The sequence below is a fragment of the Caballeronia sp. NK8 genome (genome assembly GCF_018408855.1).
GTDB lineage: Bacteria > Pseudomonadota > Gammaproteobacteria > Burkholderiales > Burkholderiaceae > Caballeronia.
On the sequence record NZ_AP024324.1, the window covers coordinates 777433 to 798268 of the forward strand.

20 protein-coding genes are annotated in these 20836 nt (G+C 64.4%); 5 read left to right on the forward strand and 15 right to left on the reverse strand.

Features of this window, described 5'->3' with window-relative positions:
• Positions 1 to 2 precede the first annotated feature (2 nt).
• The 3 genes from NK8_RS25245 to NK8_RS25255 are packed head-to-tail and all read right to left on the reverse strand — an operon-like array spanning position 3 to position 2249.
• Entirely contained in the window at positions 3 to 551 is a 549-nt protein-coding gene (locus tag NK8_RS25245; protein WP_213230918.1) for a flavin reductase family protein, read from the reverse strand.
• The gene (locus NK8_RS25250; protein WP_061178295.1) at positions 548 to 877 is read right to left on the reverse strand and encodes a DUF4387 domain-containing protein; all 330 of its coding nucleotides are present in this window, start codon (positions 875 to 877) and stop codon (positions 548 to 550) included. Before NK8_RS25250 ends, NK8_RS25245 begins: the two co-directional genes overlap by 4 nt.
• The gene (locus NK8_RS25255; RefSeq protein ID WP_213230919.1) at positions 864 to 2249 is read right to left on the reverse strand and encodes an acyclic terpene utilization AtuA family protein; all 1386 of its coding nucleotides are present in this window, start codon (positions 2247 to 2249) and stop codon (positions 864 to 866) included. The genes NK8_RS25250 and NK8_RS25255 overlap by 14 nt, the downstream gene beginning before the upstream one ends.
• 121 nt (positions 2250 to 2370) lie before the next feature.
• On the opposite strand from NK8_RS25255, the gene NK8_RS25260 reads away from it, so the two are divergent.
• The gene (locus NK8_RS25260) at positions 2371 to 3297 is read left to right on the forward strand and encodes a LysR family transcriptional regulator (RefSeq protein WP_162068777.1); all 927 of its coding nucleotides are present in this window, start codon (positions 2371 to 2373) and stop codon (positions 3295 to 3297) included.
• A 631-nt stretch (positions 3298 to 3928) separates the two neighbouring features.
• Here NK8_RS25260 and NK8_RS25265 read toward each other — a convergent pair.
• Together NK8_RS25265 and NK8_RS25270 are read right to left on the reverse strand one after the other, a co-directional pair.
• Positions 3929 to 5076 (reverse strand): IS3 family transposase gene (locus tag NK8_RS25265; RefSeq protein ID WP_213230920.1). Its coding sequence is split into 2 segments (ribosomal slippage): positions 3929 to 4818 and positions 4818 to 5076, totalling 1149 coding nucleotides; the frame shifts between segments, so codons are not numbered across the junction.
• Between the two features lie 135 nt (positions 5077 to 5211).
• Complete coding sequence (locus NK8_RS25270) at positions 5212 to 6621, reverse strand: LLM class flavin-dependent oxidoreductase (protein WP_213230921.1); 1410 nt, start codon at positions 6619 to 6621, stop codon at positions 5212 to 5214.
• A gap of 122 nt (positions 6622 to 6743) precedes the next feature.
• On the opposite strand from NK8_RS25270, the gene NK8_RS25275 reads away from it, so the two are divergent.
• The 3 genes from NK8_RS25275 to NK8_RS25285 all read left to right on the forward strand — a co-directional run bounded on the left by NK8_RS25275 (position 6744) and on the right by NK8_RS25285 (position 9530).
• Positions 6744 to 7712, forward strand: coding sequence for a LysR family transcriptional regulator (locus tag NK8_RS25275; protein WP_162068779.1), 969 nt, complete (start codon positions 6744 to 6746; stop codon positions 7710 to 7712).
• Between the two features lie 138 nt (positions 7713 to 7850).
• On the forward strand, positions 7851 to 8360 hold the full coding sequence (locus tag NK8_RS25280) for a flavin reductase family protein (RefSeq protein ID WP_061178298.1): 510 nt from the start codon (positions 7851 to 7853) through the stop codon (positions 8358 to 8360).
• A gap of 9 nt (positions 8361 to 8369) precedes the next feature.
• Positions 8370 to 9530, forward strand: a complete 1161-nt coding sequence (locus tag NK8_RS25285; protein ID WP_213230922.1) for an iron-containing alcohol dehydrogenase — start codon at positions 8370 to 8372, stop codon at positions 9528 to 9530.
• A gap of 232 nt (positions 9531 to 9762) precedes the next feature.
• Here the strand turns inward: NK8_RS25285 and NK8_RS25290 are convergent, their stop codons facing one another.
• From NK8_RS25290 to NK8_RS25310, 5 genes are read right to left on the reverse strand one after another with little or no spacing between them, the layout of a single operon-like run.
• Positions 9763 to 10350 (reverse strand): nitroreductase family protein, encoded by a 588-nt coding sequence (locus tag NK8_RS25290; protein WP_213230923.1) that lies wholly within the window; start codon positions 10348 to 10350, stop codon positions 9763 to 9765.
• A complete protein-coding gene (locus tag NK8_RS25295; RefSeq protein WP_213230925.1) occupies positions 10347 to 11231 on the reverse strand; it encodes an MBL fold metallo-hydrolase in 885 nt (294 codons plus the stop codon). Before NK8_RS25295 ends, NK8_RS25290 begins: the two co-directional genes overlap by 4 nt.
• Complete coding sequence (locus tag NK8_RS25300) at positions 11228 to 12586, reverse strand: MFS transporter (RefSeq protein ID WP_162068783.1); 1359 nt, start codon at positions 12584 to 12586, stop codon at positions 11228 to 11230. Before NK8_RS25300 ends, NK8_RS25295 begins: the two co-directional genes overlap by 4 nt.
• Before the next feature lie 54 nt (positions 12587 to 12640).
• Entirely contained in the window at positions 12641 to 12973 is a 333-nt protein-coding gene (locus tag NK8_RS25305; RefSeq protein ID WP_213230927.1) for a DUF4387 domain-containing protein, read from the reverse strand.
• 2 nt (positions 12974 to 12975) lie between these two features.
• A complete protein-coding gene (locus NK8_RS25310) occupies positions 12976 to 14337 on the reverse strand; it encodes an acyclic terpene utilization AtuA family protein (protein WP_213230930.1) in 1362 nt (453 codons plus the stop codon).
• A 106-nt stretch (positions 14338 to 14443) separates the two neighbouring features.
• Here NK8_RS25310 and NK8_RS25315 point away from each other — a divergent pair, with 106 nt between their 5' ends.
• Positions 14444 to 15406 carry a LysR family transcriptional regulator gene (locus NK8_RS25315; protein ID WP_213230933.1) on the forward strand — a complete coding sequence of 321 codons (963 nt, stop codon included), beginning with the start codon at positions 14444 to 14446 and terminating at the stop codon, positions 15404 to 15406.
• Here NK8_RS25315 and NK8_RS25320 read toward each other — a convergent pair whose 3' ends face one another.
• The 5 genes from NK8_RS25320 to NK8_RS25340 all read right to left on the reverse strand — a co-directional run bounded on the left by NK8_RS25320 (position 15407) and on the right by NK8_RS25340 (position 20701).
• A complete protein-coding gene (locus NK8_RS25320; protein ID WP_213230935.1) occupies positions 15407 to 16147 on the reverse strand; it encodes a GntR family transcriptional regulator in 741 nt (246 codons plus the stop codon). It abuts the gene before it with no gap.
• Positions 16148 to 16237: 90 nt separating this feature from the next.
• A complete protein-coding gene (locus NK8_RS25325; protein ID WP_213230937.1) occupies positions 16238 to 17467 on the reverse strand; it encodes a CaiB/BaiF CoA-transferase family protein in 1230 nt (409 codons plus the stop codon).
• A 32-nt stretch (positions 17468 to 17499) separates the two neighbouring features.
• Positions 17500 to 18393: a CoA ester lyase gene (locus tag NK8_RS25330; protein WP_213230940.1), complete on the reverse strand. Its 894-nt coding sequence runs from the start codon at positions 18391 to 18393 to the stop codon at positions 17500 to 17502.
• Between the two features lie 11 nt (positions 18394 to 18404).
• The gene (locus tag NK8_RS25335; RefSeq protein ID WP_213230941.1) at positions 18405 to 19832 is read right to left on the reverse strand and encodes an MFS transporter; all 1428 of its coding nucleotides are present in this window, start codon (positions 19830 to 19832) and stop codon (positions 18405 to 18407) included.
• On the reverse strand, positions 19829 to 20701 hold the full coding sequence (locus NK8_RS25340) for a CoA ester lyase (protein WP_213230943.1): 873 nt from the start codon (positions 20699 to 20701) through the stop codon (positions 19829 to 19831). Before NK8_RS25340 ends, NK8_RS25335 begins: the two co-directional genes overlap by 4 nt.
• Positions 20702 to 20836 lie beyond the last annotated feature (135 nt).

A 20836-nucleotide genomic window follows, 5' to 3' on the forward strand; every position in this document is an offset into this window, starting at 1 on the left:
CCCTATGCGGTCAACGGCCAGAAGCCGCCGAACTGCCCGCTCAGATAGATGAGCGGCGCCATCGGTTGCTGCGGCTCGATCTCGAGATGCTCCACCGCGCCGATCAGGATCGCGTGCGTGCCGTACTCGACCAGATCGTGCACGCGGCACGATATCGACGCGACGCTGCCATCGAGCGTCGGCATGCCGGCTTCGTTCATGCGCCACGCGCCGTTGGCGAAGCGCGCGTCGCCGTCCGGCTTGCGTGCGAACGCCGCGGCGAGGTCCGCATGCTGCTGCGTCAGCAGATTCACGCAGAAGCGCCCGCTCAGCACGAGCGCATCGAATGCCGACGCATGCCGGTTCACCGATACGACCAGCGCGGGCGGGTCCATCGTCAGCGACGTGACGGCCGTGACCGTCATGCCGTGACGCACGCCGTCCTGAACCGTGGAGACCAGCGCGACGCCGCCCGCGAGCCGGCGCATCGCCTGGCGAAACGAGCTCTGCAAGGTCTGCGCGTCGTCGGCACGCTCGACGCCGGGGCGCACCTGAAGTTCGGCTTCGCTCATCGCGTGTTCTCCAGCTTGATGGGAATCTCGATGTCGAGCATCGGCGCGTGCTGCTGCGAGCCATACACGTCCGTGTCGCCGATATCGCCCGATGAGACGAGGCGCGGCAAGGTCGCCTTGAACGCGCGCGCGGCGCGATACGGCGTGAACTGGACCTGCTCCGGCGTCACGCCATAGAGCCGCGCGAACAGCTCGGGCTTGAGCACGCCGGTCGCGGCGACGCGGTCGTAGATCTCGTCGGTTTCGAACACGATGTCGAGCGTGACCATGAACGGCCCCGCGTTCTTGCTGCGGCATACGCTCGCGAAATCCTTAATGGCTGGCATGACGGTCTCCAATGTCTTCGTAGCGGATCGGGAACAGCGAGAGCGCGTTCTCCGGTTCGAGCAGATGGCACACGGAAAAGCGGTAGACCTGACCGAGATCGAGGTCGGACGGCGAGAACGGGATCGCCATATTGCCTTCCTTGCACAGGCGCCCCGGAAACTCCGAGTGCAGGATCGTCGTGCGCGCGATGGCCAGCACGGCCTTCGCGGTGTCGCGATCCTCCGCGACCACTTCCGCGACGATCGCCGTTTCGTGCGAATGGCGTTCGGCGAGCGGCAAGGGCTCGCGTTCGCCCATCACGCCGTTCTGGCCGTAGACGCGAAAGTTCAGCGTGTAGGTATCGGATGGCGCACCGAACGCGGTCGCTTTCTCGTCGACGATTTCGCGCGAGCGCGCGAGGTAGCGGTCCATCTGCGCCTGCAGCACCGGATCGCGCGTCGCGCACAGCGTGATGACGCGATGCCCGCGCGCTTCGACGCCTTCGAGCTTCACCGTGTACTTCGCGGGACGCCAGCGCATGCCGGACACGCGCACGGCACGATCCGTCACCGCTTCGAAGGTGCATTCGGAGGTATCGAGCATGCCGCCCGGCTCGTGATGATGAATCGGGCTGCTGTTCTCGTGCAGCGCGAAGTACGCGACCGAACGCGGCGTGCAGGCCTGTTCGGGATGCATCGGTTCGAGCTCGACGTGATCCTCGCGGATCGTCGCGAGCAGACACCCTTCGCGCTTGGGCAAGGCCGGTTCCGCGCCGCATTCGAGCATCTTGCCGGCATACCAGCCGAGCGCGGGCGAGAAGCCGGCGCGGATCGCCATCGCGGCCCACGGCGCGGGATCGGTGCTGCGGCCCGATAGAATCACTTGCGCGCCCGCATCGAGGGCGGCGATGTACGGCTCCGGCCCCATCGCGCCGACCACGCGCACTGCTTGCTCGACGAGTTCGGGCGTCAGTGGCTGCAGACCATAGAGCGGCCGTGTCTTGCCGGCGTTCACGTGTTCGAGCAACACGTCCTTGGGCAATTCCGAGTTGATAACCGCGAGCTTGAATGACAGACTTTCTTCCTGCGCGATCTCCTTGACGATATCGACCATCATCTGCAGATGCGGATCGCCGCCCGCGCCGCCGCACGTGCTGACCACCACGGGAATGCCGAGCGGCACGGCGGCCGCGAGCATCAGGCGCATGTCGCGCTTGGTGGCCATGCGCGAGGTGAACGATTCGCCCGAGGCGAGATAGTACGGTCCCGGATCGGAACTGCCGCCATCGGCGCCGATGAGATGCGGCTTGCGCGCGAGACCCGCTTCGAACGCGCTTTGCGCGAAGCCGTAGCCGAGGATCGCTGTGGTGCTGAGCAATCTGAGTTCTTCCATTGCGCTCTTGTCTCCGTTGTGTTCGTGAATGGAATCAAGCGTAATCAGATGAGCCGCGAACTGCTCGCATACCTGTTATGCATCGCGGACGAAACCGTCCGACGCCAGAGGAGTCAGGCACGTGGAGTTGAAGCAGCTCAGGTATTTCATGGTCGTGGCGCGCGAGGGCAGCGTCTCGCGCGCCGCCGCGATCCTCGGCATCAGTCAGTCGATGCTCACGCGGCATATCCAGATGCTCGAACAGGAGCTGGGGCCGCCGCTGCTGTATCGGCATGGCCACGGCATGTCGCTCACCGAGGCGGGGCAGAAGTTCCTCGCGCGCGCGAGCGATATCCTCGAACGCAGCGACGAAGCCGTGAATCACATGCAGGCGATGCGCGCGGTGCCCGGCGGCACCGTGACGATGGGCATACCCCCGATGCTCGGCGACTTTCTGGTGGTGCCGCTCGTGCGGCGCTTTCGCGCGGAGTTTCCCGACGTGCGGCTGCGCATGCGCGAAGGTTTGAGCGGCTACATGCTCGAATGGCTGCTGAGCGGGCAACTGGATATCGGCGTGCTGTACAACATCGGACCGCACAGCACGATCAGCATCGAGCCGCTTTTGTCGGACGATCTGCTGCTGATCGGCCCGCCCGACGCAAGCGTGCTCGCCCGCGCGATGGAGCCGATCCGTTTCGCCGACGCCGTCGAGCTGCCGTGGATTCTCCCGGCGCGTCCGCATGGCATGCGTACGCTCGCCGAAGACGCCGCGACGGCGCGCTCGCTCACGCTCAACATCGCCTTCGAGATCGACGCGATGATGGCGGTCCTCGAACTCGTCGAAGCGGGTCAGGGCTTCTCGGTCGCGCCGTATGCAGCGGTGCGAAACCGGATCGAGCGGGGCACGCTGAAGGCGCGGCCGATCGTCGAGCCGGCGCTGCCGGGCGTGCTTTCCATTGCGTTCTCGCCGAAGAAGGAAGCGACGCTTGCGATGAAGGCGCTGTATCGCATCGTGCGGCAGGAGACGGATGCGCTCGTGCGGGCGGGGGTGTGGCGCTCGATCGTGTGAGGCGTATTGGCGACACGCTTTCACGCCGGGGGCGGGCGTCGCCGGATCCCGTGGACGTGTCGGTCTATTGGCGTTGCCCCAGTGCGGGGCGGCAGTCACTTTCTTTGCTGCTGCAAAGAAAGTGACCAGAGAAACAGCTATCCCCATCCAAAGTACTTCACGCCGGCCGCGGCACAGGCAATCAGTCTTGGCACAGCAGTAGCGAGTGCCCTCAAAGGCCAGAGCGGGCCTGGACCGCGCACGGTCTGCCGCATCGCGCCACAAAGCAAACTGGTTCAGCACGAAATGGCTCCCGCCCGCTTCGCGGCCGATGGGTCAATCGGGTCTGCATGCGCGTCCATATCAAGGTATCCATACCAATGGTTTCCCTTGCATATCCAACGGCAGCGCGTAGCGCTGTGCCGGAACCCTTTCGTGCTGAACCAGCGCGCTTAAACTACTAGCTTGTCAGACCGTGCGCGGCCCAAGCCCGATGGGGCCTACGAGGGCACTCGCTACAGAGCCCACGAACGACGAGAAGAACACCCAAATTGCGTATGACCGCGAGCGTCTCGAGCTGCTTTCTTTGGTTACTTTCTTTGCAGCAGCAAAGAAAGTGACTGTGTAGTGGTTCAGTATTCTTGGACACCGGTTAAGCAGTTTCCACCTTTAATTGCTCGAACTCGGCTGGCGGCATATGACTGGCAGCCGAGTGCAAGCGGTCCTGGTTGTAATACATCAAGATGTAATCCAGCACATCGGCGTGAGCCTCGGCATGATCACGGTATGCACGCTCACCAACGCACTCTCCTTTGAGCGTACAGAAAAAGCGTTCTACGACCGCGTTGTCCCAACAGTTTCCTCTACGGCTCATGCTCTGCACGATCTGGTGCTCCCTAAGAAACTGCTGGAACGTCAGACTCGCATAATTGCTTCCTTGGTCCGAGTGGAACATCAAGCCCGGTTCGGTACGCCGCGTTTGAAGTGCAACTTGTAACGCGCGAATCACCAAGAACGTGTCGCAGGAACCCGAGGTCGCCCAGCCAACTACACGTCGGGAATACAGATCGAGCACCACAGCCAGATACATCCAGCCTTGCTGCGTCCAGATATACGTCACATCGCCCGCCCAGAACCGGTTCGGAACCGTCACGGCGAACGCCCGATCCAGCCTGTTCTCAGCAATTGCCGATGTCTGCTCGCGCCGGACATATCGATGCGTGCGACGAACGCGAGCCTGCACACCGCCTTCGCGCATGAGTCGCCGCGCGCACTCGCGCCCCACTACATGACCTCGACGGCTCAATTCCTGTGACATGCGACGACTGCCATAGCTTTGCCGCATCTGCGCATGAATCGCCTGAACCTCGCGCACCAACTCCGCACGCGCCGATCGGCCCTTGTGCTGTCGCGCCTTCCAAGCGTAATAGCTGCTACGCGCCACGCCGACCACGCGACACACCACGGCTGCCGGATATGCCTTCTCCGCCTCCTGGATCACTTTGTATCGCGATCCAGTTCCTTGACAAAGAAGGCCGTGGACTTTTTTAGAATGTCGCGCTCCCGTTCAAGCTCAAGTACCCGCTTCTCCAACTCTCGAATCTTGCGCTGTTCGGCACTGCCGTCCTGAAGCCCGACGACCGGCGCACCCGCCACCGGTCGGCGATTGCCCATCCAGCGCCGCAACGCCGATTCACCAATGCCCAACGCCTTGGCGGCCTTGGTCACCGTGTAGCCTTGCTCCAGCACGAGCGCCACCGCCTCGCGCTTGAATTCCTCTGAGAACTCTCTTCTACCCATTTGACACCTCGCTGGTCGATCAAAGTCTACCTTTAGAGATGTCCAAGATTGTTAGACCACTACACTGCCGCCCCGCACAGGGGCAACACCAATAGACCGACACGCAAACGGGATCCGGCGAAGACCCGAACAAACCTACCCGGCCTTACGCATCGGCTCCCCATTCACCCCCGCAAACGCCTGCTTGCGCCAATCCCCGGCGTCCGGTCTCGCGAGGCCCAAATTCTCCCGCAACGTCGACCCGTCGTAATCCTTGCGAAACACCCCGCGCCGCTGCAACTCCGGCACCACCTGCCGCACAAAATCCTCATACCCGCCCGGCACATGCGTCGGCGAGATCACAAACCCATCGCAACCGCCTTCGACGAACCATTGCTCCATCTGATCCGCCACGGTCTTAGCCGTGCCCGCAAACACCGGAAACTCGTTCAACCGCGCACGATTCGAGAAATCGACAAAATCCCGTACCGACGGATTCTGCTTCCCCGACAACATCACCACGCGATCGCGAAAACCCGTCCACCCGGAGATAGCCTTCATCTCCGCGTCAGTGAACGGCGCGTCATAATCGCGCTTCGAGAAATCTGTGTTGAGCACTTCACACAGCAAGGTAAGCGAGTCGATCGGCTTCGCAAGCGAATCGATATATTCGCGTTGCTGCTGCGCGATTTCATCCGATTCGGCGACGACCGTATAACACGCAGTCGCGACCTTCACCTTCTCCGGATCGCGCCCCGCATCGAGCACCGATTGCCTGAGCTCCGCGCGCTGCTTCTTGCCCGCTGCAAGATTCGGATACACCACGAAAATCAACTCGCCCCATCGCGATGCAAACGCGCGGCCACGCCCGCTCTGCCCCGCCTGAATCAGCACCGGATGCCCCTGCTGCGAACGCGGCACGGTCAGCGGGCCACGCGAGCTGAAGTACGCGCCCTTGTGATCGAGCCGATGCACCTTGGCCGGATCGGCGAAGCGGCCGCTTTGCTTGTCGAGGATCAGCGCGTCGTCTTCCCACGAATCCCAGTGACCCATCACCGTTTCGAGGAACTCATCGGCGCGGTCATAACGCAGATCGTGCTCCAGATGCATCTCGCGGCCGAAGTTCGCGGCCTCCGAATCATTGAGCGACGTCACCACGTTCCACGCGACACGGCCCTTGGTCATCAGATCGAGTGTCGCGAAATGGCGCGCGACATGGTACGGCTCGTAGTACGTCGTCGAATAGGTCGCGCCGAGGCCGAGGTGCGTCGTGGCCATCGCCATCGCGGTGAGAATCGGCGACGGGTCCATCTTCACGGCGCGCACGCCATGCTCGACGGTTTGCGCGTGATCGTCGCCGTAGATATCGGGCATGGCGAGACGGTCGTCGAAGAACGCCAGGTGGAATTTGCCCTCTTCCAGCGTGCGCGCAATGCGCTGGTAATACTCCGGCGACATGAAGTCCTGCATCGCGCCGCCATGACGCCAGGAACCGGGATACGTCGAGCAGTTCTGAGCCTGCAAAAAGCCGATCAGCGTCATCTGACGCGAAGTGTCGTGTGCCATGTCGTCCATGCCTCCAGATGTCGGTATGGAGTCGATTATGTCGACGGCGCCGCGACGACACTATTTGCTTTATGGGATAGACTCATAGCCGATCCTGATAAAACCAACGGAGACTTCCCGTCATGGCGCCCGACAAGCCGGACGAGGGCCCGCACTCCGCAGCGCCACCGACGCTGCGCTTCGACCTCGTCGAACTGGAGACCTTTCTCGCCGTGGTCGAACTGGGCAGTTTCAGTTCCGCCGCCAGACGCCTGCACATCTCGCAGCCTTCCGTGACGGCCCGCGTGCAGCGCCTCGAATCGACCCTGAAGACGCGCCTGCTCGTGCGAACGACGCGTCACGTGGAGCCCACGCCCGCCGGCAAGCGTTTGCGCGAGCACGCCGAAATCGCGTTGCGCGAACTGCGCAAGCTGCTGCAGGAATTCCAGGCCGACGCCGAGGCCGCGCGCCTGCGCGTGGTGGTCGCCGCCACGCCGATGATCTCGGCCGTCATGCTGCCCTCGCTGATCCATTCGTTCTGCCAGCGCTATCCGGACGTGCAGATTCAACTGCGCGATCTGCAATACGAGGATGTCGTCGCGAAGATCGAAAGCAACGAGGCCGATCTCGCCGTGGTCGCCTTCGACAACGATTCGAGCAAGCTGAGCTTCGAAGCGCTGACCGAGGAGGACATGCTGGTCGTGGTGCCGAAGACACATCCGCTTGCGCAAGCCGGCGAGGTCACGCTGGAGCAGCTCGCGCAAATCCCGCTGATGCTGCTCGACCGCTACTCGATGCTGCGCGACCGGCTCGCCGATGAATTCACGAAGCGCGGCCTCACGCTGCGGCCGATGCATCACGCCGCCAATCTGAGCACGCTGCTCGGCATGGTGGACGCGGGGCTCGGCGCGACCTTCCTGCCGCGCTCGATGGCCCAGCGCTACGCGCGCGACACTCGCGCCACGCTGCGGGTCGCCGATGTGAGCCTGAGCCGCCGCTTCGGCATCCTGCGCGCGCGCGACGCCGACCTGAGCGCGGCCGCCTTGAGCTTCGTGCGGCACTTGCAGGCCAATTTCGGCGCGACGCTCGCGAGCGATGCGTCGCCGTCCTGATCCCCTATGAATGCGCGCATCTATCCGTTTCGCCGATCAATCGATCGCGACATCGAAATTGTTCTACGGAGCCCGCGACTCTAAACTCGGGTCATGGAGTGCTGATGCCATGCGCTCATCTCATACCGGAGACCTCTCATGACGCTCGAAAACAAACAGACTTTTCGTGACGCGCTTTCGGCTTTCCCGAGCGGCGTTACCATCGTCTCGACCACCGATGAACAAGGCCGTCACTGGGGCTTTACCGCCAGCTCGTTTTCGTCGGTGTCGATGGACCCGCCGCTCGTGCTCGTGTGCATCGCCAACAAGGCGGATTCGCACGCCGCGTTCGTCAACGCCCAACGCTATGCGATCAACATCCTGTCGCAAGAGCAGAAGGACGTCGCGATGCATTTTGCGCGCAAGGGCGTCGACAAGTTCGGCCCGCACGCGTTTCGCTACGGCACCGGCGACGACCCGCATCCGCCGATGCTGCCGGGCTCGATGGCCTCGCTCGTGTGCATCGCGCGCGACGTGCACGAAGCAGGCGATCATACTGTGCTGATCGGCGAGATCCAGGACGTCGAACTCGGCGACGCCACGCCGCTCGTCTACTACAACCGGGGTTTTCGCAACCTCGAACTCGAAACCGCAGATTCACTTATCTGAGCGCATCGCATGAACGCTTTCAGCTTCACCACGGTTCCTTCGCTCGTCGTCGATTACGGCGGCGCGCGGCGTCTCGGCGCGCTCTTGCGCGAGCGCTATCGCGACGAACGCCGGCTCGTGCTCGTCACCGACCGCTTCCTGAATGAGAGCGGCCTGATCGCGCCGGCGCTCGACAATCTCGCCATGCAAGGCTGGCAAGTCACGGTGATCGACGACGTCGTCGCCGATCCGCCCGATCACGTCGTGCTCGACGCCGCCGCGCGCGCGAAGGCGAGCGGCGCCGAAATCGTGCTGGGACTCGGCGGCGGCTCGTCGATGGACGTCGCCAAGCTGATCGCCGTGCTGTGCGCGTCGGCGCAACCGCTTGAAAAGATGTACGGCGTCGGCAACGTCGAAGGTCCGCGTCTGCCGCTCGTGCTGATGCCGACCACCGCGGGCACGGGCTCCGAAGTCACGGCCATTTCCATCGTGACGACGGGCGCGACCACGAAAAGCGGCGTCGTTTCGCCGGTTCTTTATCCCGATCTCGCGCTGCTCGACGCGGAACTCACGCTCGGCCTGCCGCCGCAAGCGACCGCCGCGACCGGCATCGACGCGATGGTGCATGCGATCGAGGCGTACACGTCGGCGCGTCTGAAGAATCCGCTCTCCGACATGCTCGCGAAGGAAGCGCTGCGTCTGTTGTATGCGAACCTGCTGCCCGCCTGTCGCGATGGCGGGAATCGCGCCGCGCGCGAAGCGATGCTGCTCGGCGCAACGCTCGCGGGCCAGGCGTTCTCGAATGCGCCGGTCGCCGCGGTGCACGCGCTCGCGTATCCGCTCGGCGGCCATTTCCATGTGCCGCATGGTCTGTCGAATGCGCTCGTGCTGATGCATGTGCTGCGCTTCAACGCGCCCGCCGCCGCCGCGCGCTATGCGGAGCTTGCAGATACGCTCGGCTGCGCCGCCGCCGGTGACAGCGCCGAAGCGAAGACCGAAGCCTTCATTCAGGCGATGCAGACGCTCGTGAACGAGACCGGGATTGCGCGCACGCTGCGCGAGGTGGGCGTGGAGGAATCGCATCTGCCGATGCTCGCCGCCGACGCGATGAAGCAGCAACGTCTGCTCATCAACAACCCGCGTGAGATGACCGAAGCGGCTGCGCTCGATATTTACAGGGCCGCGTTATGAACGGGACCGTGCGCATCGCATTCGTGCAGTCGTGCTGGCATCGCGAGATCGTGGATCAGTGCCGTCATGCGTTCGAGAACATCTGCGGTTCTTTCACGAGCATATGAGCGTGAAGGGACGGGAAGTGGCGAACGCGTGTGTCGAGACTCTGCAGGTGGCGATGATTGTTTGACGGGGGCTGCTCGATGTAAGGAAGGCATCCGGCTCCACGCAGGATGCTTTTTTATCGCCTCTATTCCACCCACCCACCGAACTGCGCAATCCTCTCCAGCGGCAACCGCGCGCGCGGCGCATGCTCGCGCTCCGCAAGCGCGGTCGGCAGCGACTGCGCATCGCCGTGATGCGCAACCGAAATCATGCTCAGCACCTCATAACGCCCAGGAATCGAAAACGCTTCCCGAAACGCATCCGCATCGAGGCCGCTCATCGAATGCGCTGCAAGACCCAGCGCATGCGCCTGCAAAAGCAGCGCCATCGCGGCCGCGCCGGCATCGTAGCCTGCGCTCGGATTCTCTGCGCCCTTGGCCGTGAGCGTGTCCGCGAGCACGGCGATCAGCACTTGTGCGTTCGCATTCCACGATTGATTGAAGGAGATGAGCGTGCCGAACGCACGCCCGAACGCCACGGGATCCGCGGCCTTCTCGAACACGACGAAGCGCCACGGCTGCGCGTTGAACGCGGATGGCGCCCAACGCGCCGCTTCGAGCATGGCGATCACATGCGCGTGTTCGACGGCACGGTCCGCATACGCGCGCGGACTCCAGCGCGCGGCGATCAGTGGATGAATGGCGATATCGGTCGGGGCTGGTCGATGGGTCATGACACGTCCGGATGCCGGAAATCGAAGCCGCCGGGCGTCTCATCGACATAACCGGCGTGCGGCGCCATGAAATGCCCCGGCAACAGCAGCGCGCGCCGCTCGCAGGTCTGCTCCAGAATCCTTCGGCGCGTCTCGGCGGACTGCTTCTGGTCGATGCAGCCGAAGCAGCTCCAGTGCGGATACTTCACCTGAATCGGATGATGCAGGATATCGCCGGTCATCACGGCGTGCGCGTCGTTCGACTTCAGCCAGATCGCGACATGCCCCGGCGTGTGCCCCGGCGCGGGTTCGAGCGACAGACAGTCCGCGATGTCGGCGTAGTCATCGACGATCAGCGCCTGCCCGGCCTCGATCACCGGCAACACGCTGTCCTTGTAGCCGAGAATGTGATGCCCCGTGGATTCCTTCGCGTAGCGGGCCGCCCAGTAGTCGTTCTCGATCTTCGAGAACACGTACTTCGCGTTGGGAAACGTCGGCACCCAGCGATCGCCGATGAGCCGCGTATTCCAGCCGATATGATCCGCATGCAGATGCGTGCAAAGCACGTAGTCGATCTGCTCGGGCGTGGCGCCCGCCGTAGCGAGGCGGTCGAGATACGGCGTCTGCAGATTGCACCAGTCGGGCCGGCCCGGGCGTTCCTTGTCGTTGCCGACGCAGCCATCGATCAGGATCTTGTGACGCCCGGTATCCAGCAGCCACGAGTGCATGCTGAGCAGCATGCGGCCCGTCGCGGGATCGTAGTGACCGGGCGCGATCCACGAGAGATTGTCCGCGACGTCTTGCGGCGTCGCCAGCGGAAAGAACTTCAGAAAGTCGAAGGACGTGTCGACGGTTTCCTGAACCAGCGTCGCCGTTACGTGGCCAATCTGGAATCGAATCACGATGCCTGCTCCCCCGACAATCCTGCTGCGACAGGCTGACGTTCCATGCGCGGCTCGCGGTTCGCGCCGTCCTCCAGCGCGGCAAGCTCGACGCCCGCCGCTTCGCGCAACGGCATGATGCCGAGCACGGAGATCACCGCGGCGAGCACGATATACGCGGCCAGCAACCAGTAACCGCCCGCCCACATCACGAACAGCGCGGCGAGGATCGGCGTCGGGCCGCTCCAGATCACGGTCGCGAGCTGATACGCCACCGACACGCCGCTATAGCGTATCGCAGCCGGATACTGCTCGCTGATCAGCGCGGGCTGCGCGGACAGCGTGCTGCCCAGACCGAAGACCATCGCGATCGTGATCGCCGTGACGATCACCGGATAGCTGCCCGTATCGAGCATCCTGAAGAACGGAAAGATGAACGCGCCGAGGAAGATCATGCCGCCCATGTACACCTTCTTGCGGCCGATGCGATCCGACAGCGCGCCGAAGAACGGCTGCGACAACAGTGTGAAGAACGAGCCGATCATCAGCGCGCGAATCGCGAGCGGCTTGCCGATATGCAGGTTCTGCGTCAGATAGACGAGCGCATAGACGGAGATCACGAAGAAGCTGGTGTTCTCGGCCGCCTGCGCCGCGACGATCTGCAGCGTGCGTTTCTTCTGGGTGGCGAGCACCGTGGCGATCGGCATCTTCTCGGCGGTGTGCGAGCGCTGCAGTTTCTGGAAGCTCGGCGACTCGGACACGCGGCGTCGAATGATGAAGCCCACCACGACGAGCAAGCCCGACAGCAGGAACGGCACGCGCCATCCCCAGGCCGCGAACTGCTCGGCGGTCGTGAGCGCGGTGGTCAGGGCCATCACGCCGGTCGACAGAATCAGCGCGGCGGAGATGCCCATCTGCGGCCACGCGCCGTAGAAGCCGCGTTTTTTCGCGGGCGAATGCTCGATCACCATCAGCGTCGCGCCGCCCCACTCGCCGCCTACCGCGAAGCCTTGCAGGAAGCGCAAGGTCGTGAGAAGAATCGGCGCGCCGAGGCCGATGCTCTCGTAAGTCGGCAACAGGCCGATCAGGAAGGTCACGCCGCCCATCATCAGCAGGCTCAGCACGAGCATCGCCTTGCGGCCAATGCGGTCGCCGTAATGGCCGAACACGATGCCGCCCACCGGGCGCGCGATGAAGCCGATCGCAAAACTCGCCAGCGACGCGATCGTGCCGGCGACGGGATCGAACGCCGGAAAGAACAGCTTGTTGAAGATCAGCGCGGCCGCCGATCCGAAGATGAAGAAGTCGTACCACTCGAGCGTCGCGCCAATCGCGCTGGCGAACGACACTCGCCGGATATCCGAATCGTTGACCATGTTGTCTCCTCCACTTGCCTGGGATGGCTGATATGTTTTATTTGACCGGCGCCTTCAGACGCCGGGAATCTCGACCGTCAGCAGCGGCGCATGCTGCTGCGCGCCGAACGTGTCGCGCTCGCCCACGCTGCCCTGCGCCCACGAGCGCTTGAGCGTGAGCTTGAACGCGCGTGCCGGATCGAAGAACATCAGGGTCACGATGTCGTCCTTCGTCACGTTGTACAGCTTGCAGATCAGCGCTTCGGTCAGCACGCCGCTATGCTTCACGCGTTCATAGAGCGGCGCGTCGTCGAAGATCACGTCGAAGGTGATCTCGAACGGGCCGGAGTTCTTGCTGCGTACGACTTTCGCCAGATCGCGCAATGTCTTCGTCTGCGTTGCGTTCATGTTCAGATCTCCACGACTTCAATCGGAAACAGCGACTCGGCCGAGTCGACCTTCATCACGTGATAGACCGTGAACTTGCACACCGGGCCGATCGGGTTCTCCGGCGGATTGAGCGGGATCGCGAAGTTGCCGGCCGTCGCCACCTGTCCCGGATATGGCGTGTGCAACACATCGATGCGCACGCTGCTGCAAATCGCATTCGCCAGTTCCTGATTCGCCGCGGTCACCTCGCCGAGCAGACCGATCTCATGCGGCACCGTGTTCGCGAGCGGCTCGAAGCTGCCCATCACGCCGTTCTTGCCGTACACGTGAAAGTTCAGCGTCGCCTCGCCCGAGCGCAGTTCGGGATACGTCTCGCGTGCTTCGTCCTCGATGCGCTCGAGAAAGTTATCGATCTGCCCGATCAGGATCGGATCGCGAATCCCGCCGATGAAAATCGTACGCATACCCACCACGCCCGCGCCTTCGAGTTTCACCGTGTAGTCGTCGGCGGGAATGAAGCGGCTGCCGCGCACGCGCACGGCGCGCTCGGTGATCTGTTCGTAGGTCGCCTCGCGCAGATCGAGCACACCGCCGGGTCCGGTCAGAAGATCGGGCCGGGTCTTTTCGTAGAGCGTGTGCGCGGCCACCGATGCGGGCGTGCAGCGCTCGCGCGGGTTCATCGGTTCGAGGTCGAAGCTGTCGCGGCGGATCGTGGCGAGAATCACCTTGCCTTTCGGCTCGGCGCAATTCGCGCCGCATTCGACGATCTTGCCCATGTGCCAGTAGATGCCCGGATCGATGCCGTGCAGCATGCACAGGCCGGCGAACGGCGCCGGGTCATACGCGCGGCCCGCGATGATGATGTCGAGATCCGGATGCTCGCGCAACGCTTTTGCGAACGGCTCCGCGCCCATTTGCGCGACGATGTGCGACGAAGCGCCGATGTCCCCCGCCTGCAACTCCGGCGCCGATGCACACGACGTGATGCGGCCTTCGCCCAGCGCATCGCGCACGTACGACGGGTCCACGTCCGAATAGATCTTCGCGACCTTGAAGCGATAGCCCTCGCGCTGCGCGATCTCCGCGATCACATCGACCATGAAGTCCACATGCGCGCGAATGCCCGGGCCGCCTGCCGAGCTGATGTAGATCGGAATCTTGCGCGTGGCGCAGGCTTCGAGCATCAGCGAGAGATCGCGCAGATACGCCTCGCGCGTCACCAGGGTCTTGGGCAGGCCGAGCAGATAGGGGCCGGGGTCGGTGGAACCGCCGTCGACGATCATCGCGTCGGGCTGCTGTTCGATGCCGCGCCAGAAGTCGGCGGCCGGGATGCCGTAGCCCAGAATGCCATTGGGCGTCAGGATCTTGATTTCGTCCTTCATGAAGTCTCCGTTCCTTTATCGACTGTTGTCGAAATTATCGGGAACGGGACCGTGAAACTCTATTCGCTTTAGAATATGGATTTATAAGCTGGGGTTATAAATCACCATGTCGCGTGATGCGCGTTCCGTTACCGCAGAAAGCATCGACCCGATCAGCCTGCGCTTCGAACTCGTCGAGCTGGAGACCTTTCTCGCGGTGATCGAACTGGGCAGCTTCAGCGCGGCGGCGAAGAAAATGCACGTGTCGCAGCCGTCCGTGACGAACCGAGTCCAGCGGCTCGAATCGATGCTGAAGACCAGGCTCGTCGAGCGCACGACGCGGCGCGTGACGGCCACGCCCGACGGCGAAGAACTCGCGCGCCGCGCGAAACTCGCCCTCGCGGGTTTGCGCGAACTGCTGCTGGACTTCCAGTCGCGGGCAGCGGCGTCGAAGCTGCGCACGGTGATCGCGACCACGCCGATGCTCGCCGCCGTCGTGCTGCCACAGCTCATCCATTCGTTTCGTCAGGCACATCCGGCGATGCAGATTCAGGTCAGGGACCTGCAATACGAAGATGTGCTCGCATCGGTCGAATCGGGTCAGGCCGATCTCGCCGTGAGCGCGTTCGAAGACGACTCCAGCACGCTGCGATTCGAGCCGCTCGCGCGGGAGCCGATGCTCGTCGTGCTGCCGAGAGCGCATCCGCTCGCGGGCGCGCAGCATATCTCGCTCGAACAGCTCGCCGATTTGCCGCTCATGCTGCTCGACCGTTATGCGCTTTTGCAGACGCGGCTGTCGGCGGAACTGGCGAAGCGCGGGTTGTCGCTGAGTACGATTCAGCACGCGACCAACGTCGGCACGGTGCTCGGGCTCGTCGATGCGGGTCTGGGCGCAACCTTCCTGCCGCGCTACATGGCGCAGCGCTATTCGCTCGAATCGCGCGCGACGCTCGACGTGCCCGACATCGACCTGTCGCGCAACTTCGGTGTACTGGTGCGCGCGAAAGCGGACCTGAATCTGGCCTCGACGCTGTTTCTCGATCATCTGCGCGCGCACTTCGCGGCGACGCTGCACGCCGATTCGGGCTGACTACTTCGTTGCGCTTTTCGCTTTCTTCGGCGCGCGCGGCGGCACGGTCATCGATGTCATCGCTTCGGGCACGGTCTGTCCGAGCGAGCGAAAGGTCGTATCGGTGATGATGCTGCGAAAGGTCTGCTCGGCGAAGTCCGGATCGCCCGACTTCAGCGCCTCGACGAACTCGTGATGATGATGCACGACGCTGCCGCTGCGCACTTCGTAATTCGCGTTGCCCTGCTGATAGAGCCGCACGAGCGAGCTGATGGAATGCCACGTGGTATGCAGCAGGTCGTTGTCGGCGAGCGTGCAGACGAGTTCGTGGAATTCCCAGTCGACATCGCGCAGCGCGGCGGCGTCGTGGCTCGCTTCGGCGCGTTCGAGGTCCGCAAGCGATCGTTCCAGCAGCGCGATCACCTCCGGCTCATGACGGCAACGCGCCGCGACGAGCCGCGCCGCGAACCCTTCGAGCACGGCGCGGATGCCCGTCATGCGCACGAAGTCGTCCTGCGATACTTCTGCGACGTAGGTGCCCTTGCCGCGAATGGTGAACACCAGCCCGTTCGCTTCGAGCGACTTGAGCGCCTCGCGTAGCGGCCCGCGGCTCACGCTGAGCCGCTTGGCCAGTTGCGTTTCGACGATGCGCTCGCCCGCCTTCAGATCGCCCGCGCGGATCGCGCTGACGATGCGGGCTTCGACGAGTTGCGGCAACGACTGTTGCTGCGGCAGGTCCCATTTCTGATCGTGTGCGCTCATGGACATGCGCCGTTTTGAGAAGACCCGGGAAGCGGCGCGCGGTGCGCTGTTCGACGCGCCGGGCCGCTTGAAAAAGGAAGCGGAATCTTATCAGATCGACCCTTCCTCCCTGAGCGTCGCGAGCTGTTCGGTATCGAGGCCGAGCAAGCCGCGATAGACCTCGTCATTGTGCTCGCCCAGATCCGGCCCGAGCCAGTCGACGCCGCCCGGCGTCGCGGAAAGACGCGGCACGACGTTCGGTATCGCGAGCTCGCCGATACGCTCGTCCTGCATGTATTTGATGTTCTCGCGCGCCGCGTACTGCGGGTCTTCAAAGATTTCGTCGACGCCATACACCGGACCGCACGGCACCTGAAACTGCTCGCAGCGCGCGAGCACTTCGTCGCGCGAAAACTGCGCGGTCCATTCGCCCACGGTGCGATCCACCTCCGCGCGATCGCGCTCGCGGCCCGAAATATGCCCCCACTTGCCGGCGCCCGCGACTTCGGGCATCTCCATCGCTTCGGCGAGGCGCGCGAAGATCTTGTCGCTCGTGCAGGCGATCGCGATCCAGCGGCCGTCTTTGGTCGGATAGTGGCTGTGCGGCACGACGTTCACCGTGCCCGGACCCATGCGCTGACGCACGAAGCCGTTCTGCTGATACGACGGCGCGAGTTCGTCGAGGATGCGGAAGATCGGCTCGTACAGGCCGATATCGACGAACTGCCCTTCGCCCGTGCGCTCGCGCGCCTGGATCGCGAGCAGCGCGCCGAGCGCGCCGTAGAGGCCGGCCATGTAGTCGGGAATCGTCGCGGAGCCGGGCGTGACCGGCGGCCGGTCCGGATAGCCCGCGAGAAACGACAGCCCGCCGAACGCATTGCCGATGCGCCCGAAGCCCGGTCGATCCCGATACGGCCCGGTCTGCCCGAAACCCGAGATGCGTACCATGATGAGCCGCGGATTCACTTCATGCAGCACGTCCCAGCCGAGGCCCCATTTTTCGAGCGTGCCCGGCTGAAAATTTTCGACGAGGATGTCCGCATCGGCGACGAGCTTCTTCAAGAGCGCCGCGCCGCCGGGCTTGCGCAGATCGAGCGTGATCGACTTCTTGTTGCGGCATTCCGAGAGCCACGGCAGCGTGACGCCCGCTTTCGTCATCGATCCGAAGCGGCGCAGCGCGTCGCCCACGTCGGGCAGCTCGGCCTTGATGACCTCCGCGCCGAATTCGCCGAGCTGCGTCGAGCAGAACGGTCCCGCCAGAAAACTCGATACGTCGATCACGCGGATGCCGTCGAGGGGACGAACAGTGCGCGTCGTTGATGCGGACGATGAAGCAGTCATGCCGATTCTCCGATTCAGATGGTCGAACAGATTCAGGCCGCGTTCGCGCGCGCGTCGATCTGCGCGGCGAAGTCGAGCACGCGTTGCGCGCGGTACGCGACCGGGTAATCGATGAACGCGCCGTCCAGCCGGATCGACGCGACGCCTTCGGCCTCCGCGCGCCTGAACGCCTCGACGACGGCGCGCGCGTGGCCGATCTCGGCAGCGGTCGGCGAGAACGCACGGTTGACCGCATCGCACTGCGCCGGATGGATGCACAACTTGCCCTGGAAGCCCATGCCGCGCGCGCGGGCGGCCGAGCGCGCGAGACCGTCGGCGTCGTCCAGACGCACCCATACGGTGTCGACCGGCGCCTGCAGTCCCGCCGCGCGCGACGCCAGCACGAGCGCGCTGCGGTAGGTCTGGAGCTCGAACTCGTCGTCGCTCCAGACGAGGTTCATGTCGAGACAGAAGTCGCCCGCGCCGAACGCGAAGCGCCTGAGGCGCTGCACCCGCTGCGCAGCCGCGTGGCACAGCGCATCGATGACGGCGAAGCCCGCGCCCGTCTCGACGATCGGCATCAGTTCGACCGAGTTCGCGTCGAGGCCACGCTCGCGTTCGATCTGCGCGATGAGCCAGTCCGCCGTATGCAGTTGCTCGACCGATTCGAGCTTCGGGAGCACGATGCCGTCCACGCCACGCGCGACGACCGCCTGCAGATCGCCGAATGCGTACTCGGTGTCGAGCGCGTTGATGCGCACGTAACCGCGCGCCCGATGCGCGCGCTGCAGCGCATCGACGACCTGCGCGCGCGTCGCGACTTTCTCGCTGGCGGCGACGGCGTCTTCGAGATCGAGGATCGCGGCGTCGACATCGGCGGCGAGCGCTTTCTCGACGCGCCGCGCGTGGTTGCCGGGGACGAACAGGAAGGTGCGGGACAGCGCCATCGAATAGCTCCTCAAGATTTCTGATTCAATCCGGACTCAAGACTTTCGAGCGACCTGCCGCGCACGTTCGGACCGAGCGCGGCGAGCAGCACCGCCATCACGACATACGCGATGCCCACCGACGACACGACATAGAACGGGTTCTTCAACGTGAGCAGCGCGGCCGCGACGGCGAACGGCGTGACGGCCGATGCGAGGCGTCCGATCAGCGCGGCCGTGCCGAGTCCGCGCAGCCGCACGCCGGTCGGGAGAATTTCGGGGATGTACGTCGCGAAGCCGACCGACGAGATGAAGAAGATCGCCGTGACGAGGATCAGGCCCGTGATCATCAGGCCGGACGGCGAGGTCTGCTGCGCATAGGCGACGCCGGCTGCGGCGGCGACCAGCGCGGCGGCGACGAGCGCCCAGCGCCGCTCGATGCGATCCGCGAGCACGATGCCGAGAAGCGGCCCGAGAAAGCCGCCCATGAAACTCACCGCGGCGAAGGTGAAGGTGTTGCCGAGCGTGAGGCCGCGCGAGACGAATAGCGTCGGCAGCCAGCTGATCAGCACGAAGAGGCCGGTGAGATGGCAGACGTTGAACACGATCGCCAGCGCGAAGCGGCCGCGCACGAGCGGCGAAAACAGTGCGTCCCAGCCGAGATGGCGCGCCGGTTCGCGGCCGGGTTCGGCGTCCGGCATCGGCTTGCCCTGACGCACGATCGTCGCTTCGATGGCGTCGAGCACGCGCGCGGCTTCCTCGTCGCGCCCGACGGATGCGAGCCAGCGCGGCGATTCCGGCAACAGCCGCTTGTTGGCGAACACGAGCAGCGCGGGAATCACCGAAAGCAGGAACAGGATGCGCCAGCCCACTTCGACATCCGTGTTCGGCACGATGAGCCGGGCCATCAGCGCGCCGAACGGCAGCCCGCCGTTCAGCAGTAGCGCGACCGCCGACTGGAAGCGTCCGCGATAGCGCTTCGGCGTGAACTCGTTGAGATAGGCGTAACCGGTGACGGTCACGGTGCCGATCGCGAAGAGGTTGATCGTGCGAAACGTGAGCAGCATGCCGTAGCTCGTCGCGAGGCCGCAGCCGACGCTCGATAGACTGTACGCAAGCACGGTCGCCTGAAAGAGCCGCCGCCGTCCGATGCGGTCGCCGAGCAGGCCCGCCGCGATCGAGCCGAACGCCGCCGCGACGAGCGGCACCGAGATGAAGGTCGCCGTGGTCGCCGGCGTGAGCCAGCCGTGCTTGTGCAGCGCCGGAATCACGAAACCGGTCACGGTGAGGTCGTAGCCGTCGAAGAACATCGCAACGCCCAGGATCGCGAACAGCACCCAGTGAAAGCGCGCGAGCGGCAGCCGTTCCAGCCGTCCCGCGATGTTCAGCGCGGACGTGGGCGCATCGGCCACGGCGCGCACCTCGGCCTCGTCATACGACGCCAGCGTTGCCTGCTTCATGAGCTTCTCCTTTGTGCGAACGCCGCGACGTCGAGCATGCGCTGCATGCGCGGAACGAGATCGATCGCGACGAATTCGCCATCGACGATGGCCGTGCCCTCGCCGCTCGCTTTCACCGCTTCGAATGCATCGACGATGCGACGGGCGCGCGCGGTCTCCGCATCGGTAGGCGTGAAGGCGCGGTTGACCGCATCGACCTGCGCGGGATGGAACACGACCTTGCCGCTGAAGCCCAGTTCCTTCGCGCGCAACGCGTCCTCGTGCGTGCCGTGCGGATCGCGCAGGCCGTGCAGATACGGCGCGTCGATGGCGTCGCAGCCGATCGCGCCCGCCGCCGCGACGATCGTCGAGCGCGCCCACAGCAACGCGGTCGGCGTGATCGCGGCGCCGGTTTGCATCGTGTAGTCGCCGGAGCCGAAGAAGAACGCGCAGCAACGTGCCGACGCATCGCCGATCGCGAGCGCGTTCAGCACGCCGCGCGGCGTTTCCAGCGTGACGATGAGTTGCGGCGAGGCGTCGTGTCGGGCGAGCGCGTCGTCGAGCCAGCGCAACTGGTCCGGCGCTTCGACCTTCGGCACGAGCAGCGCATCGCAATGCGCGAACGGGATCGCGTCGAGATCGCGCTGACACTCCGCCGTGCCCACCGCGTTGATACGCACGACGCGTTCGCCTCCGCCAAAATCGAGCGTCGGCATCAGCTTCGCGAGATTCGCGCGCGCTTCGTCGCGGCGCGCAGGCGGCACGCCGTCTTCGAGATCGAAGACGAACGAATCGACCGCGAGCTTCATCGCGCCCGCCATGCGGTCGGGACGATGCGCGGGCGTGATCAGCATCGAGCGGCGGATCCGGTGCGAGAGGGCGCGCGTCATCGCGGCCTCCGCTGCGTTCGTGACGGGACTAAGAGCACGCGAAAGAGCATTCGATCGTCTCCTGAAGAAGCCCGCCGCGACGTTGTCAGCGAGTCTTTAATTCATTCTGTCAAACTGTCGACAGTCGGACGATAG

Coding starts and splice junctions, on each gene's coding strand:
- NK8_RS25290 (WP_213230923.1), bottom strand. CDS start 10,350: ATGACCCATCGACCAGCCCCGACCGATATCGCCATTCATCCACTGATC.
- NK8_RS25320 (WP_213230935.1), bottom strand. CDS start 16,147: ATGAGCGCACACGATCAGAAATGGGACCTGCCGCAGCAACAGTCGTTG.
- NK8_RS25325 (WP_213230937.1), bottom strand. CDS start 17,467: ATGACTGCTTCATCGTCCGCATCAACGACGCGCACTGTTCGTCCCCTC.
- NK8_RS25255 (WP_213230919.1), bottom strand. CDS start 2,249: ATGGAAGAACTCAGATTGCTCAGCACCACAGCGATCCTCGGCTACGGC.
- NK8_RS25300 (WP_162068783.1), bottom strand. CDS start 12,586: ATGGTCAACGATTCGGATATCCGGCGAGTGTCGTTCGCCAGCGCGATT.
- NK8_RS25340 (WP_213230943.1), bottom strand. CDS start 20,701: ATGACGCGCGCCCTCTCGCACCGGATCCGCCGCTCGATGCTGATCACG.
- NK8_RS25310 (WP_213230930.1), bottom strand. CDS start 14,337: ATGAAGGACGAAATCAAGATCCTGACGCCCAATGGCATTCTGGGCTAC.
- NK8_RS25335 (WP_213230941.1), bottom strand. CDS start 19,832: ATGAAGCAGGCAACGCTGGCGTCGTATGACGAGGCCGAGGTGCGCGCC.
- NK8_RS25280 (WP_061178298.1), top strand. CDS start 7,851: ATGACGCTCGAAAACAAACAGACTTTTCGTGACGCGCTTTCGGCTTTC.
- NK8_RS25245 (WP_213230918.1), bottom strand. CDS start 551: ATGAGCGAAGCCGAACTTCAGGTGCGCCCCGGCGTCGAGCGTGCCGAC.
- NK8_RS25315 (WP_213230933.1), top strand. CDS start 14,444: ATGTCGCGTGATGCGCGTTCCGTTACCGCAGAAAGCATCGACCCGATC.
- NK8_RS25270 (WP_213230921.1), bottom strand. CDS start 6,621: ATGGCACACGACACTTCGCGTCAGATGACGCTGATCGGCTTTTTGCAG.
- NK8_RS25250 (WP_061178295.1), bottom strand. CDS start 877: ATGCCAGCCATTAAGGATTTCGCGAGCGTATGCCGCAGCAAGAACGCG.
- NK8_RS25330 (WP_213230940.1), bottom strand. CDS start 18,393: ATGGCGCTGTCCCGCACCTTCCTGTTCGTCCCCGGCAACCACGCGCGG.
- NK8_RS25285 (WP_213230922.1), top strand. CDS start 8,370: ATGAACGCTTTCAGCTTCACCACGGTTCCTTCGCTCGTCGTCGATTAC.
- NK8_RS25305 (WP_213230927.1), bottom strand. CDS start 12,973: ATGAACGCAACGCAGACGAAGACATTGCGCGATCTGGCGAAAGTCGTA.
- NK8_RS25275 (WP_162068779.1), top strand. CDS start 6,744: ATGGCGCCCGACAAGCCGGACGAGGGCCCGCACTCCGCAGCGCCACCG.